At 72.4% G+C, this 19,459-nt stretch carries 16 protein-coding genes and 1 pseudogene; 5 read left to right on the forward strand and 12 right to left on the reverse strand.

Annotated features, from left to right (window positions below):
• Positions 1-12: 12 nt before the first annotated feature.
• The 8 genes from OG711_RS18570 to OG711_RS18605 all read right to left on the reverse strand — a co-directional run bounded on the left by OG711_RS18570 (position 13) and on the right by OG711_RS18605 (position 7,410).
• Positions 13-426, reverse strand: coding sequence for a DUF3151 domain-containing protein (locus OG711_RS18570; RefSeq protein ID WP_073783119.1), 414 nt, complete (start codon positions 424-426; stop codon positions 13-15).
• A gap of 84 nt (positions 427-510) precedes the next feature.
• The gene (locus tag OG711_RS18575) at positions 511-1,671 is read right to left on the reverse strand and encodes a MalY/PatB family protein (protein WP_329559810.1); all 1,161 of its coding nucleotides are present in this window, start codon (positions 1,669-1,671) and stop codon (positions 511-513) included.
• Positions 1,672-1,930: 259 nt separating this feature from the next.
• Positions 1,931-2,953 carry a class II fructose-bisphosphate aldolase gene (fbaA, locus tag OG711_RS18580; protein WP_073783115.1) on the reverse strand — a complete coding sequence of 341 codons (1,023 nt, stop codon included), beginning with the start codon at positions 2,951-2,953 and terminating at the stop codon, positions 1,931-1,933.
• Positions 2,954-3,208: 255 nt separating this feature from the next.
• Positions 3,209-3,757 carry an orotate phosphoribosyltransferase gene (gene pyrE, locus OG711_RS18585; RefSeq protein WP_073783113.1) on the reverse strand — a complete coding sequence of 183 codons (549 nt, stop codon included), beginning with the start codon at positions 3,755-3,757 and terminating at the stop codon, positions 3,209-3,211.
• Between the two features lie 78 nt (positions 3,758-3,835).
• Positions 3,836-4,645 carry an aldose epimerase family protein gene (locus OG711_RS18590; RefSeq protein ID WP_329559811.1) on the reverse strand — a complete coding sequence of 270 codons (810 nt, stop codon included), beginning with the start codon at positions 4,643-4,645 and terminating at the stop codon, positions 3,836-3,838.
• 22 nt (positions 4,646-4,667) lie between these two features.
• On the reverse strand, positions 4,668-5,948 hold the full coding sequence (locus OG711_RS18595) for a hypothetical protein (RefSeq protein ID WP_329559812.1): 1,281 nt from the start codon (positions 5,946-5,948) through the stop codon (positions 4,668-4,670).
• A 159-nt stretch (positions 5,949-6,107) separates the two neighbouring features.
• On the reverse strand, positions 6,108-6,626 hold the full coding sequence (locus OG711_RS18600) for a DUF2617 family protein (protein ID WP_073783106.1): 519 nt from the start codon (positions 6,624-6,626) through the stop codon (positions 6,108-6,110).
• 499 nt (positions 6,627-7,125) lie between these two features.
• On the reverse strand, positions 7,126-7,410 hold the full coding sequence (locus OG711_RS18605; RefSeq protein ID WP_178390927.1) for a hypothetical protein: 285 nt from the start codon (positions 7,408-7,410) through the stop codon (positions 7,126-7,128).
• A 173-nt stretch (positions 7,411-7,583) separates the two neighbouring features.
• On the opposite strand from OG711_RS18605, the gene OG711_RS18610 reads away from it, so the two are divergent.
• Both OG711_RS18610 and OG711_RS18615 read left to right on the forward strand, forming a co-directional pair.
• On the forward strand, positions 7,584-8,798 hold the full coding sequence (locus OG711_RS18610) for a pyridoxal phosphate-dependent aminotransferase (RefSeq protein ID WP_329559813.1): 1,215 nt from the start codon (positions 7,584-7,586) through the stop codon (positions 8,796-8,798).
• Positions 8,799-9,540: 742 nt separating this feature from the next.
• Positions 9,541-10,755: a mannosyltransferase family protein gene (locus tag OG711_RS18615; protein ID WP_107499110.1), complete on the forward strand. Its 1,215-nt coding sequence runs from the start codon at positions 9,541-9,543 to the stop codon at positions 10,753-10,755.
• Positions 10,756-10,874: 119 nt separating this feature from the next.
• Here the strand turns inward: OG711_RS18615 and OG711_RS18620 are convergent, their stop codons facing one another.
• Together OG711_RS18620 and clpB are read right to left on the reverse strand one after the other, a co-directional pair.
• Complete coding sequence (locus tag OG711_RS18620; RefSeq protein WP_073783102.1) at positions 10,875-11,399, reverse strand: type III secretion system chaperone family protein; 525 nt, start codon at positions 11,397-11,399, stop codon at positions 10,875-10,877.
• Positions 11,400-11,614: 215 nt separating this feature from the next.
• Positions 11,615-14,200 (reverse strand): annotated as a pseudogene (clpB, locus tag OG711_RS18625) (ATP-dependent chaperone ClpB); the annotation flags it as partial.
• Between the two features lie 117 nt (positions 14,201-14,317).
• Here clpB and OG711_RS18630 point away from each other — a divergent pair.
• Positions 14,318-14,764, forward strand: a complete 447-nt coding sequence (locus OG711_RS18630) for a pyridoxamine 5'-phosphate oxidase family protein (protein WP_073783100.1) — start codon at positions 14,318-14,320, stop codon at positions 14,762-14,764.
• A gap of 547 nt (positions 14,765-15,311) precedes the next feature.
• Here OG711_RS18630 and OG711_RS18635 read toward each other — a convergent pair.
• Positions 15,312-15,662 (reverse strand): Rieske (2Fe-2S) protein, encoded by a 351-nt coding sequence (locus OG711_RS18635; protein WP_073783098.1) that lies wholly within the window; start codon positions 15,660-15,662, stop codon positions 15,312-15,314.
• 415 nt (positions 15,663-16,077) lie between these two features.
• Between OG711_RS18635 and OG711_RS18640 the strand changes: the two genes are divergently transcribed.
• A complete protein-coding gene (locus OG711_RS18640) occupies positions 16,078-17,034 on the forward strand; it encodes a helix-turn-helix transcriptional regulator (RefSeq protein ID WP_241561643.1) in 957 nt (318 codons plus the stop codon).
• Between the two features lie 60 nt (positions 17,035-17,094).
• Positions 17,095-18,120, forward strand: a complete 1,026-nt coding sequence (locus OG711_RS18645) for a helix-turn-helix transcriptional regulator (protein WP_073783091.1) — start codon at positions 17,095-17,097, stop codon at positions 18,118-18,120.
• Here OG711_RS18645 and OG711_RS18650 read toward each other — a convergent pair.
• Positions 18,117-19,145, reverse strand: a complete 1,029-nt coding sequence (locus tag OG711_RS18650) for a helix-turn-helix transcriptional regulator (RefSeq protein ID WP_073783089.1) — start codon at positions 19,143-19,145, stop codon at positions 18,117-18,119. The two genes, OG711_RS18645 and OG711_RS18650, sit on opposite strands and share 4 nt — an antisense overlap.
• Positions 19,146-19,459: the final 314 nt, after the last annotated feature.

The following is a 19,459-nucleotide window of genomic DNA, read 5'->3' on the forward strand; positions in this document are numbered from 1 at the left end:
CCCGGACGCGGCTCAGCCCAGGGTCTGGGCCGCCGCCGGGGAGGAGTCCTTCAGGAACTGCGTGCAGCGCGCGTGCTCCTCCTGCTCACCGATCGACCCGGCGGCGCGCGCGAGGGCGTGCAGGGCCCGCAGGAAGCCGCGGTTCGGCTCGTGGTCCCAGGGCACCGGACCGTGCCCCTTCCAGCCGCTGCGGCGCAGCGCGTCGAGGCCGCGGTGGTAGCCCGTACGGGCGTACGCGTACGACTCCACGACGCTGCCCCGCTCGTACGCCTCGTCGGCGAGCTGCGCCCAGGCGAGGGAGGAGGTGGGGTACTTTCCGGCGACCTCGGCGGGCGGGGTGCCCGCGGCGAGGAGTTCGCGGGGCTCCGGGTCGTCGGGCAGATGGGTCGGGGGCGGTCCCCCGAGCAGGTTCTCGTGAATCGACATGGGTTCCAGTCTCCCAGGTGCCCGGGTGTGATGCGGGGGTGTGCCGTCATCCCGGCCCCGGAGGCGGCGAAGCGCCCCGGTCCGTCACCGTCCGGTGAGCCTGCGCACCGCCCGGACGACCGCGTCGGTCCCGGTCAGCGCCTTGCTCCGGGGGCAGCCCACGTTCAGCCGCAGGAACCCGGGCGCCCCGTACGTCCCGCCGGGCATCACCGCGACCCGCTCCCGTTCGACCAGCTCCCGTTGCAGCGCGTCGTCGCCGGTCAGCCCGAGGGGCCGCAGATCGATCCAGGCGAGGTACCCCGCGTCCGGCGCCCGCCACCCCAGTCCGGGCAGCTCCGCGCCCAGCCGTTCCTCGACGAGCCGCAGATTGCCGTACGTGTACGCGCGGACCGCGTCGAGCCAGCCGGCGGACTCCCGGTACGCGGCGATGTGCGCGGTGAGCGACAGGACTGCGGGGGAGGCGAGCCCTTCGCCGTTCTCCGTCCGGCGCAGGAACTCCGTCCGGTCGGCGGGGTCGCCGATCACCCCGTACGAGCCGGTCAGCGCGGGGAAGTTGAACGCCTTGGAACCGGAGGTGACCAGCGCCCAGCGGCCCCGCCCGTAGTGCGTCCACGGCCGGTGGACATGGCCCTCGTGGGTGAGGTCCGCGTGGATCTCGTCGCTGATGACGGGGATGCCGTACCGGTCCGCGAGCGCGGCGGTCCGGGTCAGCTCGGCGTCCGTCCACACCGTGCCGGTGGGGTTGTGCGGGGAGCAGAGCAGCAGGACACGGGCGCCGGGGCGGGCCAGCTCGCGCTCCAGCGCCTCCCAGTCGCGGACGCCGACCCCGCGCAGCTCCCGTCCGAGCCCCTCGACGGCCTTGCGGAAGCCGTCGTAGACGGGGGTGTGCACGACCACCCCGTCCCCGGGCTCGGTCCACATCCGGAGCAGCTGGGACACCTGCGAGAGCACGGACGGCGCGTACACCAGCGATCCCGGGTCGATCCGGGTCCCGTGTCTGCGGGCGAACCAGTCGGTGACCGCGCCGAGGAAGTCGTCGTTGCGCCAGTCCGTGTAGCCGAACACCCCGTGGCCGACCCGGCGCAGCAGCGCGTCCCGGACGGCCGGGGCGACGGGGAAGTCCATGTCGGAGATGGTGAACGGCAGCAGACCGGGCACGGGGAACCGGTCCGCGACCCCGTCCCACTGCACGGACCAGGTGCCGCGCCGGTCGACGGCGGTGTCGAAGTCGTACGGGTACGCCATCCCTGCTCCGTTCGGTACGGGGCGCCCGGGCCCGTGCGCCGGTACGGGCGCCCTCGCATCGGTGGGCGCCGGTACGGGGGCCCGCGCGCCGGTCGGCGCCGGTACGGGCGCCCTCGCGTCGGGTGCGCCCCGCTACGGGTGCCTCACGACCGTACGTGCCCGCACGCGCCGAGGCCCGGCCGCCCCGGGAAGGGGAGGCCGGGCCTCGGTACGTGCCGGGTGCCGCGTGCCGCTCGTGCGGCGCGGGCCGCTCGGCGGACTACTTGATGCGGGTGCCGGTGGAGCGCAGGTTGCCGCACGCCTCGGTGACCCGGGCGGCCATGCCGGCCTCGGCGGCCTTGCCCCAGGTGCGCGGGTCGTACAGCTTCTTGGCGCCGACCTCGCCGTCGACCTTCAGGACGCCGTCGTAGTTCGTGAACATGTGGGCCGCGACCGGACGCGTGAACGCGTACTGGGTGTCGGTGTCGAGGTTCATCTTCACGACGCCGTTCTCCAGCGCGGTGGCGATCTCCTCGGCGGTCGAGCCGGAGCCGCCGTGGAAGACGAAGTCGAACGGGGCGGACTTGCCGTACTTCGCGCCGACGCCCTCCTGGAGGTCCTTCAGCAGCTCGGGACGGAGCACGACGTTGCCCGGCTTGTAGACGCCGTGGACGTTGCCGAAGGACGCGGCGAGCAGGTAGCGGCCCTTGTCGCCCAGGCCCAGGGCCTCGGCGGTGCGGATCGCGTCGTCGACGGTGGTGTACAGCTCGTCGTTGATCTCGTGCGTGACACCGTCCTCCTCGCCGCCGGTCGGGGTGATCTCGACCTCAAGGATGATCTTGGCGGCGACGGCCTTCGCGAGCAGCTCCTGGCCGATGGCCAGGTTGTCCGCGAGGGTCTCGGCGGAGCCGTCCCACATGTGGGACTGGAACAGCGGGTTCACACCGCGGGAGACCCGCTCGGCGGAGATCTCCAGGAGCGGCCGGACGTAGGTGTCCAGCTTGTCCTTGGGACAGTGGTCGGTGTGCAGCGCGACGGTGACGTCGTACTTGGCGGCGACGATGTGCGCGAACTCGGCGAGGGCCACGGCGCCCGTCACCATGTCCTTGCTGTGCTGGCCGCCCAGGAACTCCGCGCCACCGGTGGAGATCTGGATGATGCCGTCGCTCTCGGCCTCCGCGAAGCCACGCAGGGCGGCGTGCAGGGTCTGCGAAGAGGTCACGTTGATGGCCGGGTAGGCGAACTTGCCTGCCTTCGCCCGGTCGAGCATCTCGTTGTAGACCTCGGGGGTTGCGATGGGCATCTGTCCGCTCCTCGTGATTACGCGGGGTGTGGTTCTGACCGACCCTGACCTGGCTGATCCGGACCCGGTCACTGTCCGGGGCACGGGGTGCGCCGGGAGTGGCAACGGGGTGGCGACGTCATCGTCCCGGCCATCTTCCCAGACGTGAGCGGGTGCTCCCGTGCCGGGTGCCGGGAGCGGCGGGCCGCGCGGACCCGTCCGGCCGGGCCGCACCCGGCCGTACGAGCATCCGTACGACCGCCCGCGCGGGCGTCCTCAGTCGAGCCCGAGCTCGTCCTTCGAGAACGCGAAGCGGTACGGGACGCCCGCCGTCCCGCTGATGCGCTCGGCGGCGCCCGTCGCGCGGTCCACGATCGTGGCGACGGCGACGACCTCGGCACCGGCCGCGCGGACCGCTTCCACGGCGGTCAGCGGGGAGCTGCCGGTGGTGGAGGTGTCCTCGACGACGAGGACCCGGCGGCCCTTGATGTCGGGGCCCTCGACCTGGCGCTGCATCCCGTGCACCTTCGCGGCCTTGCGGACGACGAACGCGTCGAGCGTGCGGCCGTCCGCCGCGGCGGCGTGCAGCATCGCGGTGGCGACCGGGTCGGCCCCGAGGGTCAGCCCGCCGACCGCGTCGAAGTCGAGGTCGGCGGTCAGGTCCAGCATCACCCGGCCGACGAGGGGGGCGGCCACGGCGTCCAGGGTGATCCGGCGGAGGTCGACGTAGTAGTCGGCCTCGATACCCGAGGAGAGGGTCACCTTGCCGTGCACCACGGCCTTGTCCTTGACCTGCCCGAGCAGGTCGGTACGTGCGTCGCTCATGGGGCGAGTTTAGGTGGGCCCGTGGTTCCCCGGGTTCCCACGGGTGGGCGCCGCGCGCGTGCCGCGTCCCGCCCGGGGTCAGCCGGGGTCGAGGGAGGTCCAGGTCCAGGTGGTGGTGGCTTCCAGCGGCGATACGGGGGTGACCAGGCGCGGCGCGGTGTTGAGGCCGTCCGGGGGACCCGTCTGGGGCTCCACGCACACGGCGGCCTCCTGCTCGTCGTACACGACGACCCACGGCTCACGGGACGTGATGTTCAGGGCGAGCTGTCCCGGCCAGGTCAGGGTCACGTCGACCCCGTCGGGCATGCCGAAGCAGTCGTCCCACGGACCGGGCAGCGGATCGATCCGCTCGCCCGTCGGCAGATGGTCGGCGCCCCGCCGCTCCTGCCACGCCGCCGCGAAGTCGATCCGTACCGTCTCCGCGTCCGGCGCAAGCTGCCGGTTGAACCAGGGGTGCCAGCCCACCTGGGCCGGGAACGACGAGCCGTACGTCTCCACGGCGAGCGTGAGCGTGAGGGAACCGGGTGCCAGCTCCACCACCTGGGTGACCAGGCCGGGGTACGGCCACGGGTCGGTCAGCTCGTGCGTGATCACGGCCCGGTCCGCCGTGCGGCTGTGCCGCGCGGTGCGCCAGGCCCCGTCCCTGGCCGTGCCGTGGATGGCGTGCGGGGCGGCGTTCAGCGGCATCTGATGGACGTCCGCGCCGTCCCGGAAGCGGCCGTCCCGGATCCGTCCGCACCAGGGCACCATCGGGAAGCTCCCGAAGTGCTCGCCCTGGCGCAGCAGTTCGGTGCCGCCGACCTTCAGACTCCCGATCCGGCCGCCGTCGCCCGGCCGTACGGTCACCTCCGCGTCGCCCGCGGTCAGTGTGATCTCGTCGCTGCTCACGTGCCGACCCTACGTTCAGCGGTCACTGCCGCCGCCGCAGGGCCCGCCCGACGACGATCGCCGTCGCGACGACCAGCGCGGCGGCGGGCGCGGCCCAGCGCAGGGTCGCCGCCTGCCCGGTCGCCTCCGGTACGGCGACCGGGGCGTACCGGCCGCGCGGGGGCGCGTGGTCGACCTCTTCGGCGCTGCGGCCGATCATCGTCCGGCGCGCGTGCGCGGCCTCGGCGGGCGGTCCGGGCGCCTCCCGCCTGGCCACCTCCTCCACGACGTCGTCGGCGACACCCGCGAGGTCATGGGCGGCGTCGATGTCCTCGACCCGCCCGTCGGGTTCCTCCGGCCGTGCGCCGGTGTCCGGCCCGTCGGGCACGACAGGCCCGTCCGGTGCGGCAGGCCCGTCCGGTGCGTCCTGCCCGGCGTCCGTGTCCTGCCCGTCCGTGGCGCCAGGCCCCGCGTGGTCCTCTTCGCCGTCCTCGTGGCCGTCCTCGTGGCCGTCCTCGTCCTCCTGGGCGGCGGCTTCCTCGGTTTCGGCCGTCCGGAGCGACTCGGCCGCGTCGGCGGCCTCCGCCTCGGCGGGGTCGATGCCGTCCTCGTCATCGAGGGCGTCGAGGGCGTCGGGGTCGTCGATCCCGGCGGCGCTGTCGTCCACCCCGGCGAACTCCGGACCGGGGTCCCCGGGGCGGCCGTCGTCGGACACGTCCCCGTCGGCGAGGTCGTCCCCGGCGGGCACGGGCGGGTCGTCCCCGTCGGCCAGGTCGTCCCCGTCGGCCGGGTCGTCGCCGTCGGCCGGGTCGCCCTGTCCGGTACCGGCCAGGTCGGCGGCGTGATCCTGGCCGTCCTGTCCGCTGCCGCCGAGGCCGTCGCCGTCGTCGTGCGGGGTGTCGTGGCCCGAGGTGCCCGCGAGCGCCTCGGTGAAGCGGGTCAGCAGCCGGGTGACCGCGGCCTCCACCGCCTCGGCGGTCAGCTCCCCGGCCCGGCCGTCGCCCTCGGCGGTGGCGTCGTACCGCACGCCGGTCCCGGTGCCCTCGGGGACCAGCCGGGCGGTCACGGTGACCCGGACGGTCCCGGTGCCACGGACCTCGGTGCCCTCGGCGTCGAGCCGGAAGCCGTCCGGGTCCGGGGTGACCCGGAACGTGCCCCGGTACGTGATGGAGGTACCCCCGGCCCGGACCTTGAGCCTGCCCGTGCCGGGTGGCTCCCCCGCGTCCTGCTGGAACCCGGGGACGGCCCGGGCCACCGCGACGGTGTCGGCGACGGCCTCACGCAGAGGCTCAACCCCGACCGGAACGACCACCTCGTGCTTCATGCCACGAGCGTACCGACGCCCCGCCCCGCCCCGCAGACCTCCGGGGACTCCGGCCCCGCCCGCGCCGCCCCGGCCGGGCGCACGGGGGCCGGTCCGACCCGCGCCCCCGCCGGTACCCGCGCGGGGAGGGAACCCGGCCGTCCGGCCGGGGCCGTACGCCTAGAGCGTGGCGGCCACCCGTACGCCCACGCGGGTGCGGGTGGCGACGAGTTGGCCGTCCTGGGGGTAGGCGTGCCAGGTGCGCCAGTGCACGTGCCCCTCGTGCCGCTGGGCCAGCATCGCCGTGAACGCGTGCGGGTCGCCGGGGAAGACGCCCGCGAGACCGTTCGGATGGTCGGAAACGAGTGCGATGAGTTCTTGCGCCCGGCCGGTGAACTGCCCGCTGGACAGCGTCTCGACCCGGGCCGCGAACTCGTACTCCCAGTCCCCGACGCGTTCCGCGACCCCGAGCGGAAGGGGCGTACTGCTGCCGGGGATACAGGCGACGGTCTCCGAACAGATGCCGCGCTCCTCCTCCAGCAGGACCTGGTGGGAGGCGCCGAGAAGTCTCAACTGGAGTTTGGTTCCCGACAGTTCGAGATCGAGGGTGGCCAGGGCGGGCAGCGGCTCCCGGCCCAGCGCCCAGGCGAGGTCGGAGGCGCTGGTGTCGGTGTAGGAGGTGGTGAGGGTCGTGAGCATGGGTCGGCTCCGCTAGCACGCAAAGAGAGGTGGGGCCGGCTGGCGCCCGGGGGTGGCGCGGGGCGAACGGTCCGGAACGGGTCCGGGCGATCTGATTGCCGGCTCGTGCCCACGAGGTGTCCGAGGGCTGCCTTGACGCTTAAGAGGGAATCATGAACTACGGCTCCACCACAGCGTTTTTACCCAACTTCGGAGGGTTTCCATCCCCCCGAGGGCTGCACAGCTCAACTGTTCAACCGCCGTGCCCCGTACCGCCGGTGACGGGATTTCACTCATGGGGCGGGGGTTACGGGAGAGGGTTCCCGTACCAGGAGTGCGCCCTGGTTCCACGCCCCCCGCCCCGGAACGCGCGCCCCCCGGCCCGCCACGACGACGGACACCCGCCGACCGGGACGGCCGACGGGTTCCGCACGGTGCCGGTGGACGGCGGGTACGTACGGTGCGCGGGTGCGGCCGCGCGGCCGGCCTCCGCAGCGCGGGCCGACCTACGCCACGCGGGTCAGGACCCGCCGCCGCAGCCGCCCCCGCCACCCCCGCAGGAGGAACTGCTCCCGCCGTCGGAGGAGGAACCGCAGGACGATCCGCCGGACGAACCGCTGGTGTGGTGGCCACCCCCGCCCGAACCCCCGGAATCCCCCGCCCACCAGCTCCGCGACCGCCGCCGCCGCGAGCTGCTGAGCCCCGGCATGGCCCGCGAACTGATCACCAGGACGACCGTCACCACGGCCACCACGATGACAACACTCACGATGATCCCCATCATGAACCCCCCGTTCTCGCCCATATCCGCCGCACTGTCCGCGGCGCCTGGGTTGCCCTCATTGTCCGGTCATCATTCCGCATGTCGCGCGCGGTCCGAACCCCCCGGACACGGACCGCGCGCCGGCGTGTGACGGAGATGCCCTCCGCGTGTCCGCGCCAAAGCAGAGTTGAGGAAGTCCAGAGGTTGAGCGCAGGATGACGTCCATGACCTCGACCCCCGGCCCCGCCGGCCGCCCCCTCCTCAACCGCCGTCTCGCCGAGTTCGGGACGACGATCTTCGCCGAGATGTCCGCGCTCGCGGCCCGGACCGGTGCGATCAACCTGGGCCAGGGCTTCCCCGACACCGACGGCCCCGAGGAGATCCGCGAGGCGGCCGTCCGGGCGCTGCGCGACGGCCGGGGCAACCAGTACCCGCCGGGTCCGGGCGTCCCGGAGCTGCGGGAGGCCATCGCCGCGCACCAGGCCCGCCGCTACGGGCTGACCCTCGACCCGGACACCGAGGTCCTGGTCACCGCGGGTGCCACGGAGGCCATCGCGGCGGCCCTGCTGGCCCTGGTGGAGCCCGGCGACGAGGTCGTGGCGCTGGAGCCCTACTACGACTCGTACGCGGCAAGCATCGCGCTGGCGGGCGGTACCAGGGTCCCGGTCACGCTGCGCCCGTCCGGGGGCCGTTTCCGGCTGGACCTGGACGAGCTGCGCGCCGCGGTCACCCCGCGCACCCGGCTGCTGCTGATCAACACCCCGCACAACCCGACGGGCACCGTGCTGACCCGTGCCGAGCTGGCGGAGATCGCCCGGCTCGCCGTCGAGCGGGATCTGATCGTCGTCACGGACGAGGTCTACGAGCACCTGGTCTTCGAGGAGCCGGACGGCTCCGGCGGCCATGTGCCGCTGGCGGGTCTGCCCGGGATGCGGGACCGTACCCTCACGATCTCCTCGGCCGGGAAAACGTACTCGTTCACCGGCTGGAAGGTCGGCTGGGTCACCGGTCCGCCCGCGCTGGTGACGGCGGTCCGCTCGGCGAAGCAGTTCCTCACGTATGTCTCGGCGGGGCCCTTCCAGTACGCGATCGCGGAGGCGCTCGCCCTCCCGGACTCCTACTACGACGGGCTGCGCGCGGAGCTGCGGGCCAAGCGGGATCTGCTCGCCGGGGGGCTGGCCGACGCGGGCTTCGGCGTCCACGTGCCCGCGGGCACGTACTTCATCACCACGGACATCCGTCCCCTGGGCGAGACGGACGGCTTCGCGTTCTGCCGCGCGCTCCCGTCCCGCGCGGGCGTGGTCGCCATCCCGAACGCCGTCTTCTACGACGACCGCGAGGCCGGCGCCCCCTTCGTCCGCTTCGCCTTCTGCAAACGCACAGAGGTCCTGGAAGAAGCGGTGACCCGCCTCAAGCAGCTCACCCCCTGACGGCCCGCCTTCGCTTGCGCTTCCCAGGTCCGTCCGGCGGGACGCACTTCGTTGCTGTGCCGTCGTTCGGTGGTTTCGCGCAGTTCCCCGCGGGTCGCCTTCGCTTGCGCTTCCCAGGTCCGTCCGGCGGGGCGCACTTCGTTCCCGCACAGGTCGTTCGTGGGGTGCGCAGTTCCCCGCGCCCCTTTGGGGCGCGTCCGGCCGGTTCTTCGGGTCGGTGCCGGTCGGGATTCTCCGTCCTCGATCCGACACGCTCGGTACGACGTCCAGCGGAGCTACTGAAGAGCATCGGAGTCTGCGAGCAGAGATTCCCGCCCACCCCCTCCCGCAGCCATGCGACTGCACGGGGAGGAGGGTGAAAAACAACCCCAGGTGGGCGCCCCTTCAGGGGCGCGGGGAACTGCGCACCCACGGACTTACCCGCACAGGAACAAGTTCGTCCACCCGGACAGACCTCGGAAGCGCAAGCGAAGGCGACCCGCACCCGAAGAGCGACCGCAACGGGGCACCCCCCAGGGGCGCGGGGAACTGCGCACCCACGAACGACCCGCACAGGGACAAGTACGGCAGGCACAGGAAACCTACGGGCGCGAGCGAAGGCGACCCGCACGGGACGTAGTGCGTCCAGCGCAGGAAACCTCGGAAGCGCAAGCGAAGGCGTCCTGCGGCGGATCGGGTGGGTGTACGCCCCGTTCGGCCGCGCCTCGGCCACCTCGCGGGACGCGCACCGCAAGGTTCCGGTGTGAGCCATCCCCGTACCATCGCGCCCCCGGCCCCCCAGCCCCCGGCCGCCGGGCCGGGAACACAGCGGTACCGACCGGCGATCCGGCGGCTGCCACCGGTGGTCACCGCGCTCGGACTGTTCGCCGCCGTACGGCTCGTCGGCGTCCTCGCGGTCGCCGTCGCCGCCTCGGCCACCGACCGGTCCCTGTTCCGGCTGCTGGGGCGGTCCTGGGACTCCGTGTGGTACCTCGGGATCGCCGCGCACGGCTACGGCCACCGCACCACGCACTACCGGCCCGGGGTCATCTTCAGCGACCTGGCGTTCTTCCCGCTGTACCCGGGGCTCGTACGGGCGGTGGAGAGCGTCCTGCCGGTGTCCTGGGGCGCCGCCGCGCTGCTGGTGTCGTGGACCGCCGCGGCCGCCGCCGCCTGCGGGATCTTCGTCCTGGGCAGCAGGCTGTACGGCCGCCCGGTGGGGCTGCTGCTGGTGCTGCTGTGGGGGGTGATGCCCCACTCGGTGGTGCTGTCGATGGCGTACACCGAGCCGCTGCTCACCGCGTTCGCCGTCTGGGCGCTGTACGCGGCGCTGTCCGGCCGCTGGGTCTGGGCGGGCAGCCTGGCCGCGCTCGCGGGGCTGTCCCGGCCCAACGGGTTCGCCGTCGCGGCGGCCGTCCTCGCCGCGGCGGCGCAGGAACTGTGGCGGGCCCGGCGCGAGGGACGGAAAGTTGTCCACAGGCTGTGGACAGGCGCGCTGATCGCCCCGGCGGGCTGGTGCGCGTACGTGACCTGGGTGGGGCTGCGCAGGAACGATCTGCCCGGCGGGTACTTCAAGGTGCAGAGCGACTGGGGTTCCCGGTTCGACTTCGGGGTGGGCGCGTTCCAGTTCGTCGGGGTGCTCCTGACCCGCACCAGCCGTTTCGTCTTCCCCATCGCCCTGGTGACCGTACTGGTGGCCGTACTGCTGTTCGCCCTGCTGCTGGCCGAACGGGTCCCGCTGCCGCTGGTCGTCTACACGGGGGTGCTGCTGGTGGTGGCGCTCGGCGGGTCCGGCTTCTTCGAGTCGAAGCCGCGGTTCCTGCTGCCCGCGTTCCCGCTGCTGATCCCCCCCGCCCTGGCCCTCGCCCGGACGGCGAGAGCCCGGCCGGGGCACGCGATCGTCGTGATCACGTTCCTGACCGGGCTCTCCCTGTCCTACGGGGTGTTCCTCATCGCCTTCGGCCGCGCGCCGCTGTAGCCCCGGAAGGAACCGGGGGAACGGGGCGCCGGGGGCCGCGGGTACGAGGGGAACACGCCTGCGGGCCCAGCGGACCTCGCGGCCTGCCGGCCTCGGGGACCTGTGGGCCTGGGGGCCGCCTACTCGTCGTCGGTGCCCTCGGCGGAGTCGACGTCCTTCTCCAGGCCGAGGTGCTCGACCAGCCAGCGGTCGAACTCGATGGCGGCGCGGACCCAGCTCACCGTGGACGACACGAAGTGCTCCAGGCTCACACCGGTGCCGATGAGCATCTGCGCCTCACCGATCAGCCGGACGGTGCCGTCGTCGTGGGTGTGGCTGTAGACCTTCGGCCACAGGGTGCGGCGGTTCCAGTCGTCGATGGACTCCAGCAGGCTTGCCTTGTCCTCGATGCCGTGGGGCCGGTCGTAGAACGTCCGCACGGAGAAGACCTGCTGCTCGTCCTCACCGCGGAACATGAAGTACGTGCGGAACTCCTCCCACGGCGCCGCGAGGTCACCCTCGTCGTCGACGACGTACTTCAGCTCCATCTGGTCGAGGAGCTGCTTCACAAGATCCTGATCCGGGACGACGGGGCCCGCCGGTTCACCGGGCTGCGGCTCTGGCTGGCCCCCGAAGTTCGGAATCGAGGACGGGTCGATGCTCACCGTGTATTTCCCTTCGTACGGATTGAGTCATCCTCCCCCATGCCGGGCGGGTGATGGCAACCCCCGCCCGGCGGCGGTTACGCGTCGGTGGCTGGTTTCGGCGGAGAGGTCCCGATGGGGTTCGCTCAGAGCGTCTTTCCGGCCACCCCGGACGCCTCCCCGGACTCCGCTCCCGAGCCCGCCGAAGCCCCTTCGCCCGTCCCCTCCGGCGCGGGACCGGAGGCGCGGCCGACGAGCAGACCGTCCCCGAAGGTGTCGACCCGGACGGTGTCGCCGTCCTGGATCCCGCCGCCGAGGATCTCCTTCGCCAGCCGGTCCCCGATCGCGGTCTGCACCAGCCGGCGCAGCGGCCGGGCCCCGTACGCGGGGTCGTTGCCCTCGCGGGCGAGCCACGCGAGCGCCGCGTCGCTCACCTCCAGGGTGAGCCGCCGCTCGGCCAGCCGCTTGGCGAGCCGGTCGAGCTGGAGCCTGGCGATCCTCGCCAGCTCCTCGCCGTTCAGGGCGGAGAACACCACGAGGTCGTCCAGCCGGTTCAGGAACTCGGGCTTGAAGGACGCCCGGACCACTTCGAGAACCTGCCGCTTCTTCTCCTCCTCACCGGTCAGCGGGTCCACCAGGTACTGGCTGCCGAGGTTCGAGGTGAGGACGAGGATGGTGTTGCGGAAGTCGACGGTCCGCCCCTGGCCGTCGGTGAGACGGCCGTCGTCGAGGACCTGGAGCAGGACGTCGAAGACCTCCGGATGCGCCTTCTCCACCTCGTCCAGCAGGACCACGCTGTACGGGCGCCTGCGGACGGCCTCGGTGAGCTGGCCTCCCTCCTCGTAGCCGACGTAGCCGGGAGGCGCCCCGACGAGCCGGGCCACGCTGTGCTTCTCACCGTACTCCGACATGTCGACGCGGATCATCGCCCGCTCGTCGTCGAAGAGGAAGTCCGCGAGGGCCTTCGCCAGCTCCGTCTTGCCCACCCCGGTCGGGCCGAGGAAGAGGAACGAACCGGTGGGCCGGTCGGGGTCCGCGATCCCGGCCCGGGTGCGGCGCACGGCGTCGGACACCGCGCGCACGGCCTCGCCCTGGCCGATCAGCCGCCGCCCCAGCTCCTCCTCCATCCGCAGCAGCTTCTGCGTCTCCCCTTCGAGCAACCTCCCGGCCGGGATCCCCGTCCACGAACCGACGACGTCCGCGATGTCGTCGGGGCCGACCTCCTCCTTGACCATGGTGTCCCGGGAGGCCTCCTCCTCGGCGGCGGACGCCTCCTCCAGGTCCCGCTCGACGCCGGGGATCTCCCCGTACAGCAGCTTGGACGCGGTGTCGAAGTCGCCGTCGCGCTGGGCCCGCTCGGCCTGGCCGCGCAGCTCGTCCAGGCGTTCCTTCAGCTCACCGACGCGGTTGAGGGACTGCTTCTCCTTCTCCCAGCGGACGTTCAGCCCGCGCAGCTCCTCCTCCTTGTCGGCGAGGTCGCGGCGCAGCTTCTCCAGCCGCTGGCGGCTGGCGGGGTCGGTCTCCTTGGCGAGGGCCAGCTCCTCCATCCGCAGCCGGTCGACGGCCCGCTGGAGCTCGTCGATCTCGACGGGCGAGGAGTCGATCTCCATCCGGAGCCGGGACGCGGCCTCGTCGACCAGGTCGATCGCCTTGTCGGGCAGGAACCGGGAGGTGATGTACCGGTCGGAGAGCGTGGCGGCGGCGACGAGCGCGCTGTCGGCGATCTGCACCTTGTGGTGCGCCTCGTAGCGGCCCTTGAGCCCGCGCAGGATCGCGATGCTGTCCTCGACGCTCGGTTCGGCGACGAGCACCTGCTGGAAGCGGCGCTCCAGCGCCGGGTCCTTCTCGATCCGCTCGCGGTACTCGTCCAGCGTGGTGGCGCCGACCATCCGCAGCTCACCGCGGGCGAGCATCGGCTTCAGCATGTTGCCCGCGTCCATCGCGGAGTCGCCGCCCGCGCCCGCGCCGACGACGGTGTGCAGCTCGTCGATGAAGGTGACGACCTGCCCGTCGCTGTCCTTGATCTCCGCGAGGACGGTCTTCAGCCGCTCCTCGAACTCGCCCCGGTACTTCGCCCCGGCGACCATCGCACCGAGGTCGAGGGAGACCAGCCGCTTGTTCTTCAGGGATTCCGGTACGTCGCCCTTGACGATGCGCTGGGCGAGCCCCTCCACGACGGCGGTTTTGCCGACACCGGGCTCACCGATCAGCACGGGGTTGTTCTTGGTCCGGCGCGACAGCACCTGCACCACGCGGCGGATCTCCTGGTCCCGGCCGATCACCGGGTCCAGCTTGCCCTCGCGGGCCGCGGCCGTGAAGTCGGTGCCGAACTTCTCCAGCGCCTTGTACGAACCCTCCGGGTCCGGTGTGGTCACGCGGCGCCCTCCCCTGCTCTTCTCGAACGCGGCCAGCAGCTTCTTCGCCGTCGCGCCCTGGCCGCTCAGCACCTCCCCGGTCCGGCCGCCCTTGGCGGCGAGACCGAGCAGCAGATGCTCGGTGGACAGATAGTCGTCGCCGAGGTCCTTCGCGTACCGCGCGGCGTCCGCGATGACGGCCAGCGTCTCGCGGTCGGGCTGCGGGGGCGCGACGGTCGACCCGGTCACGCTGGGCAGCGCGGCGAGCAGCCGCTCACCGCCGGCCCGTACCGCGGCCTGGTCGGCCCCGACCGCGACGAGCAGATCGACGACGTTCTCGTTGTCCCGGCCGCTCAGCAGCGCGAGCAGCAGATGGGCCGGCGTGAGATCGGGATGCCCCTCGGACACGGCACGGCTGCTCGCCGCGTTCAGCGCGTCCCTGCTCCTGTTGGTCAGCTCGGCGTCCACGTCCGCTGTCCCCTCCTGCCTGACTCTTCCTGTTCTGACTCCCTCAACTTACACAAAGTTGAGTCTAATCCACTCAACCCCAGGAAGGCAGTGCGGCTCCCCCGTAGATTCGCCGCCATGACCTCCCCCGCGGCGCCGTCCGCCCCCGACCCCGCGTACCTCGCCTTCTGGCAGGAGCGGCATCTGTGCACCCTGACCACCCTGCGCCCGGACGGGACGCCGCATGTCGTTCCGGTGGGGGTGACGTACGAGCACGGAGCGGGAGAAAAGGGCATCGCCCGGGTGATCACCAACCGTACGAGCCGCAAGGTGGCCAACATCCTGGCGGCTGCGGGTACGGGGTCCGATGCCGACGGCGGCACGGCACGGGTGCCGGTGGCGGTGTGCCAGGTGGACGGGGGCCGCTGGGCCACGCTGGAGGGCCACGCGGAGGTCGTACGGGACCCGGACCGGATCGCCGACGCGGTAACCCGCTACGCGACCCGCTACGGCCGCACCCCGGCCCCCAACCCCCAAAGAGTCCTGATCGAGATCACAGTAACCAAATCCCTGGGCCGAGCCTGACCCCCACACGAACGAACCCGCACCCGGACGCCCACCGCAAGAGAGCGCCCCGAAGGGGCGCGGGGAACTGCGCAAACGAGGGCCGCCCCACACCCGAAGAGCGACCGCAATGGGGCAGCACCTCAGGGGCGCGCCCGCACCCGCTCGGGAACCGCAAGGGGCGCGACCAAAGGGGCGCGGGGAACTGCGCACCCACCGAGCGACCTGTGCGGGAACAAGTACGCCCACCCGGACAGACCCAGGGGCGCGAGGAACCGCGCGAGCAACCACGGGCCGCCCGCACCCGAACGAGAACCGCAAGACGCGCCCCCGAAGGGGCGCGGGGAACTGCGCACCCACCGAGCGACCTGTGCGGGAACAAGTACGCCCACCCGGACAGACCCAGCAAGGGCAAGCGGGCACGACCCGCACAGCAAAAGGCGCGCCCAGCACAGGGACCCGCAACGGCCGCCCACGAACGACAGCGGCGCCACCGTGTTTCAGGTCCACGGTGGCGCCGCTGCGGGGGGAAGTACCTGGGGCGACTTGTAACGACGGGGGAATCGCCTCAGGCACTGCGGGGGGTGGCGGAGATGGTCCTCGGGGTGTCGCGTTCCGCCGGAGCGTCACGGTCCACCAGTTGTTCGTGGTCACGCTGGTCGAGATTCACAAAGATCATTCCGTACCGGATGGCGCACCGGACCGGCCGGGGCGCGCCCCGGGGCCTGCGCAGACATCGGTACGCGCGGACGTCCTCTTCCTCGTCCCGTACGACGACGACCGGCTCCCCGAACAGGGTCACCATCAACGAGTCGCCCTGATGGGGGATGGCCGTGACCAGATCGATGAAGTGCCATCCGGAGCGATAGGCGGTGGCCATCTCGCGCCGGAACGACCGGTCGTCGGGGGGCGTGCTCATGCGTCCGCGGCGGTCGGGGCTGAATTTCCCCAGCCGGTGTCCGCGGGCCTGACGACCGTGCCGGCCGGCTTGGCCTTCGCCGGAGCGACAGGTCCCCAACCGGTGTCGGGCACCGAGTGGACGGTCCTGCTGCCCCAACCGGTGTCCGCGTGGGCCGTCTGGGAGCCGGCCACGACACCGAGTGCTCCGGCGGCCACCACCACGGAGAAAGTCGCCAGCACTGAGCGAAGCATTCTCTTGTACATAGTCGGCTTCGTCCTCACCTGATGAAGTCCTCTCCCCCGGTGCAACAAGACGATGGCTCATTCAGGCACGTCAACACCACTGGAGCGATGCATCATGTTCTTGCACGTTCAAGACCCTGGGGGGTGGAGAATTGCCCATAACCAACACACATCCGACACATCACCACTCCGTGGCCGAACTGTGTGCCGAGGGCGCACAGCTCTACGCGAGCGCACTCAGTGCCGGAAGGATCGCCCGAGCGGAGGCGGAAGCGGCGCCATGCCTCCTGGAATTCGCCCTTCTCCACCCCGATCCGGACGATGCGAACTGGCTCCGGCCGGTTCCCCCGTCCGTCGCACTGGCACAGCGCCTCCACCCGATCGAACGGGAGATCCTGGACCGACGACGACTGTCCATCGAACTGACCGAATCATTCGAGCCGTTCATGGCCATCAGCGCACAGAGCCCCGCACCGACCCACGCCATCACCGTCCTCGAAGGCATCGACCGGATCAACGCGGCACTCAATGTCGCCACCGCCGAGTGCCGCACCGAGGTCCTGACCATCCAGCCCGGCGGACGCCGCAGTGAGCACATCCTCAGCCAGGCGCTGGAACGCGACCGGCCCCTGACCGACCGGGGTGTCCGGATCAGAACCCTCTACCAGCACACCGTCAGACACAGCCAGGGCACGATGGCGTACGTCGACCGCATGGCCGACGGCCGGATCGAGATCCGGACCCTGGAGGAGCTGATCGAACGGCTCATCGTCTGTGACGACACCGTGGCGTTCATCCCCGCCGGGGGCGGCCCCGACGGCAAGGACGATCTGGCGCTGGAACTGCGCCACCCCGGACTCGTCCGCTATCTGAAGCGCGTCTTCGAGCAGTTGTGGCGCCGCGCCACCCCGCTCATCGACGAGGTCCCGTACCGGTCCACCCCCGACGGCATCACCGGCGTCCAGCTGTCCATCGCCAAACTCCTCGTCGAGGGGTACGTGGACGAGGCCATCGCCCGCCGGCTGGGGATGAACGTCCGTACCTGCCGCGCCCATATCGCCAAGCTCGCCGCCTCCCTCGGCAGCGGCAGCCGGGCCCAGCTGGGCTATCTCATCGCACAATCGGGCATGCTGGAGCACAATCAGTGACCGACGACCAGCCGGGGCGGCCCCGGAATCCGACCGCCCGGCCCTTCTGGAGCGGCAGCAGTGACGGACCCCACCCCGCCCGCGGGGCACCGGAGCCATGACCCCCATGAGATCGAGAATCTCTGCGCGGCCGGTACACAGACCTACGCCCGCGCGCTGCGCGCGGGCAGGATCACCAGGCAGGACGCCGCACCGGCGCCCTGTCTGCTCGACTTCGGACTGCTGCGCCCCGACCCCGGCGATCCCGGGCGACTGCTCCCCGCGGCCCCGGCGGTGGTGCTGCCGCAGCTGATGCGGGCGATCGAGGACGACATCGCCCGCCACCGCAGACGGGAGGCGACCCTCGCGGAGCTCTTCGAACCGTTCATGGAGCTGGGCACCCCGGACGCCGCGGCGGCGGACGGGCCGGACGGCTCCGGGACCACCGTGCTGCACGGCCTCCGGACCATCAACCACGCGATCGGCGAGGCGATGGCCCACGCGGTCGGCGAGCTGCTGACCGTCCAGCCGGGCGGGGCGCGGCCCTCCGGCGCGCTGGCCGCCGCACGGCCCCGGGAGCAGGCCATGCTGGGGCGGGGGGCGCGGATGCGGACCCTGTACCAGCACACCGCGCGCCATTCGGCGCCGGTCGTCGCCCACTACGAGCAGTTGCGCGGGGACGTCGAGGTCCGCACCCTCAGCGAGGTCACCGAGCGGCTCGTCGTCATCGACCGGGCGGTCGCGTTCATCCCCGCGGCGAAGGACCGTACGGTGGCCCTGCGGGTCCACCATCCGGCGCTGGTGGGGTACTTCGTGACCACCTTCGAGCGGCTGTGGCGGCTCGCCACCCCGATGTGGCCCACCCCGGCCCGGCGGACCACCCCGCACGGCGTGCCCGCCCGGCAGTACGAGATCGCGGAGCTGCTGGTGGAGGGGCACACCGACGCGGAGATCGCGCTGCGGCTGGCGATGAACGTCCGCACGGTGCGGGTGCACATCGCGAAGCTCGCGAGCACGCTGGGCAGCGACAGCCGTGCGCAGCTGGGGTATCTGATCGGGCGCTCGGGCCTGCTCGAACCGGGGGTGGGCAGTTCCCCGCGCCCCTAGGGCGTGTCCGGGCGTACCTGGTGCGCGGGGGCGGGCGGGTCGTCCTCCGTGGTGGGGCGCGGGGGGCTGTCGAGGCCGTTCTGGGCGATGCGTACACCCAGCTGCGCGCGGCTCACCGCGCCCAGCGCCTCGCTCAGCTTGCGGATGTGGTGGCGGGCGGTGCGGACGTTGATGCCGAGCCGCTGGGCGACCTCGCCGTCGGTGTAGCCCTCGGCGAGCAGCGCCGCGATGGCCTGCTCGCGGCGGGTGATGCCCTCGATCCCGGAGCCCGCGGCGAGCGGCGCCTCCAGGGGGTGTCCGAGCCGCCACAGCCGCTCGAAGACGATCGCGAGGAACTGGACGAGGCCGGGGTGCCGCAGTTCCAGCGCCACGGTCCGGTCCTCCGTGGCCGGGACGAACGCCACCTTGCGGTCGAAGATCAGGAGCCGTTCGATCACCTCGTCCAGCGTCCGCACCTCCGCGGCGCCGCCCATCCGCTCCAGGTACTCGTACAGTCCCTGGCCGTGCCGGGCGGCGTGGGTGTACAGGGTCTGCATCTTGACGCCCCGCGCGGCCATGATCAGCGCCAGCGGCAGCGCGTCGTTGAGCACGGACTCGCGGCGCACACCGCCCGGCTGCACCGCCAGGTGCTCGATCATGCAGGCGTCGGACGCCTCCGCTATCGCCTCCCGGATCCGGGGCTTGCCCTCCAGGACCCGGATGCCGGCCCCGGCGCTGGGGGCGTCGGTGTCGATGTCGAGGCCCGTGTACCGCTCGGCGAGGCGGGTCAGCGCCACCGCGCGGGCCTGGCTCTGCCCCAGTTCGTCCCGCAGCCCGCGCAGCAGCCGGGCGACGACCTCGCCGGGCGGCTCGGGCACCAGCCACGCCGTGTCCTCCGGATCGGGGGACAGCAGGGCCAGTTCGACCAGGCAGGGCGCTCCCGCCGCCGCCGCGCGGTCGATGCGGCCCGCCTTCAGGGCCGCCGCGTACACCCGCTCCCCTTCGCCGCAGAGCTGATCCACCCCGTGTGCGTGTACCTCAGCCATGTCCCCGTCCCCACCTCCGGAGTGCCGTTCATACCGATTCGCCCGCTTCTTTACCCTTGCGTCCCCCCTCCGCTTGGCACAGTGCAACAAGATGACGGTGGTGTAGCCCTCCTGTGACCGGCAGAGTGGAGCGCGGGGCGAGGGGAGGGGAATTCTTGGTCGCCCCACGGGTTTCCCCCGAGTCGGCCAATCCCCCTGGCCGACCCGGGGGGCCCTTTGACTTCCGGCACCCCCGCACGGCCGCTCACTCCGGCCGGCGGCCGGACCCGGACGATCCGACGGCGGCACCGGACCGCCGGTCACGCGGTCGGCGC

Source organism: Streptomyces uncialis, from assembly GCF_036250755.1.
GTDB classification, from domain to species: domain Bacteria; phylum Actinomycetota; class Actinomycetes; order Streptomycetales; family Streptomycetaceae; genus Streptomyces; species Streptomyces uncialis.

Coding starts and splice junctions, on each gene's coding strand:
- OG711_RS18570 (WP_073783119.1), bottom strand. CDS start 426: ATGTCGATTCACGAGAACCTGCTCGGGGGACCGCCCCCGACCCATCTG.
- OG711_RS18575 (WP_329559810.1), bottom strand. CDS start 1,671: ATGGCGTACCCGTACGACTTCGACACCGCCGTCGACCGGCGCGGCACC.
- fbaA (WP_073783115.1), bottom strand. CDS start 2,953: ATGCCCATCGCAACCCCCGAGGTCTACAACGAGATGCTCGACCGGGCG.
- pyrE (WP_073783113.1), bottom strand. CDS start 3,757: ATGAGCGACGCACGTACCGACCTGCTCGGGCAGGTCAAGGACAAGGCC.
- OG711_RS18595 (WP_329559812.1), bottom strand. CDS start 5,948: ATGAAGCACGAGGTGGTCGTTCCGGTCGGGGTTGAGCCTCTGCGTGAG.
- OG711_RS18600 (WP_073783106.1), bottom strand. CDS start 6,626: ATGCTCACGACCCTCACCACCTCCTACACCGACACCAGCGCCTCCGAC.
- OG711_RS18605 (WP_178390927.1), bottom strand. CDS start 7,410: ATGGGCGAGAACGGGGGGTTCATGATGGGGATCATCGTGAGTGTTGTC.
- OG711_RS18610 (WP_329559813.1), top strand. CDS start 7,584: ATGACGTCCATGACCTCGACCCCCGGCCCCGCCGGCCGCCCCCTCCTC.
- OG711_RS18630 (WP_073783100.1), top strand. CDS start 14,318: ATGACCTCCCCCGCGGCGCCGTCCGCCCCCGACCCCGCGTACCTCGCC.
- OG711_RS18635 (WP_073783098.1), bottom strand. CDS start 15,662: ATGAGCACGCCCCCCGACGACCGGTCGTTCCGGCGCGAGATGGCCACC.
- OG711_RS18650 (WP_073783089.1), bottom strand. CDS start 19,145: ATGGCTGAGGTACACGCACACGGGGTGGATCAGCTCTGCGGCGAAGGG.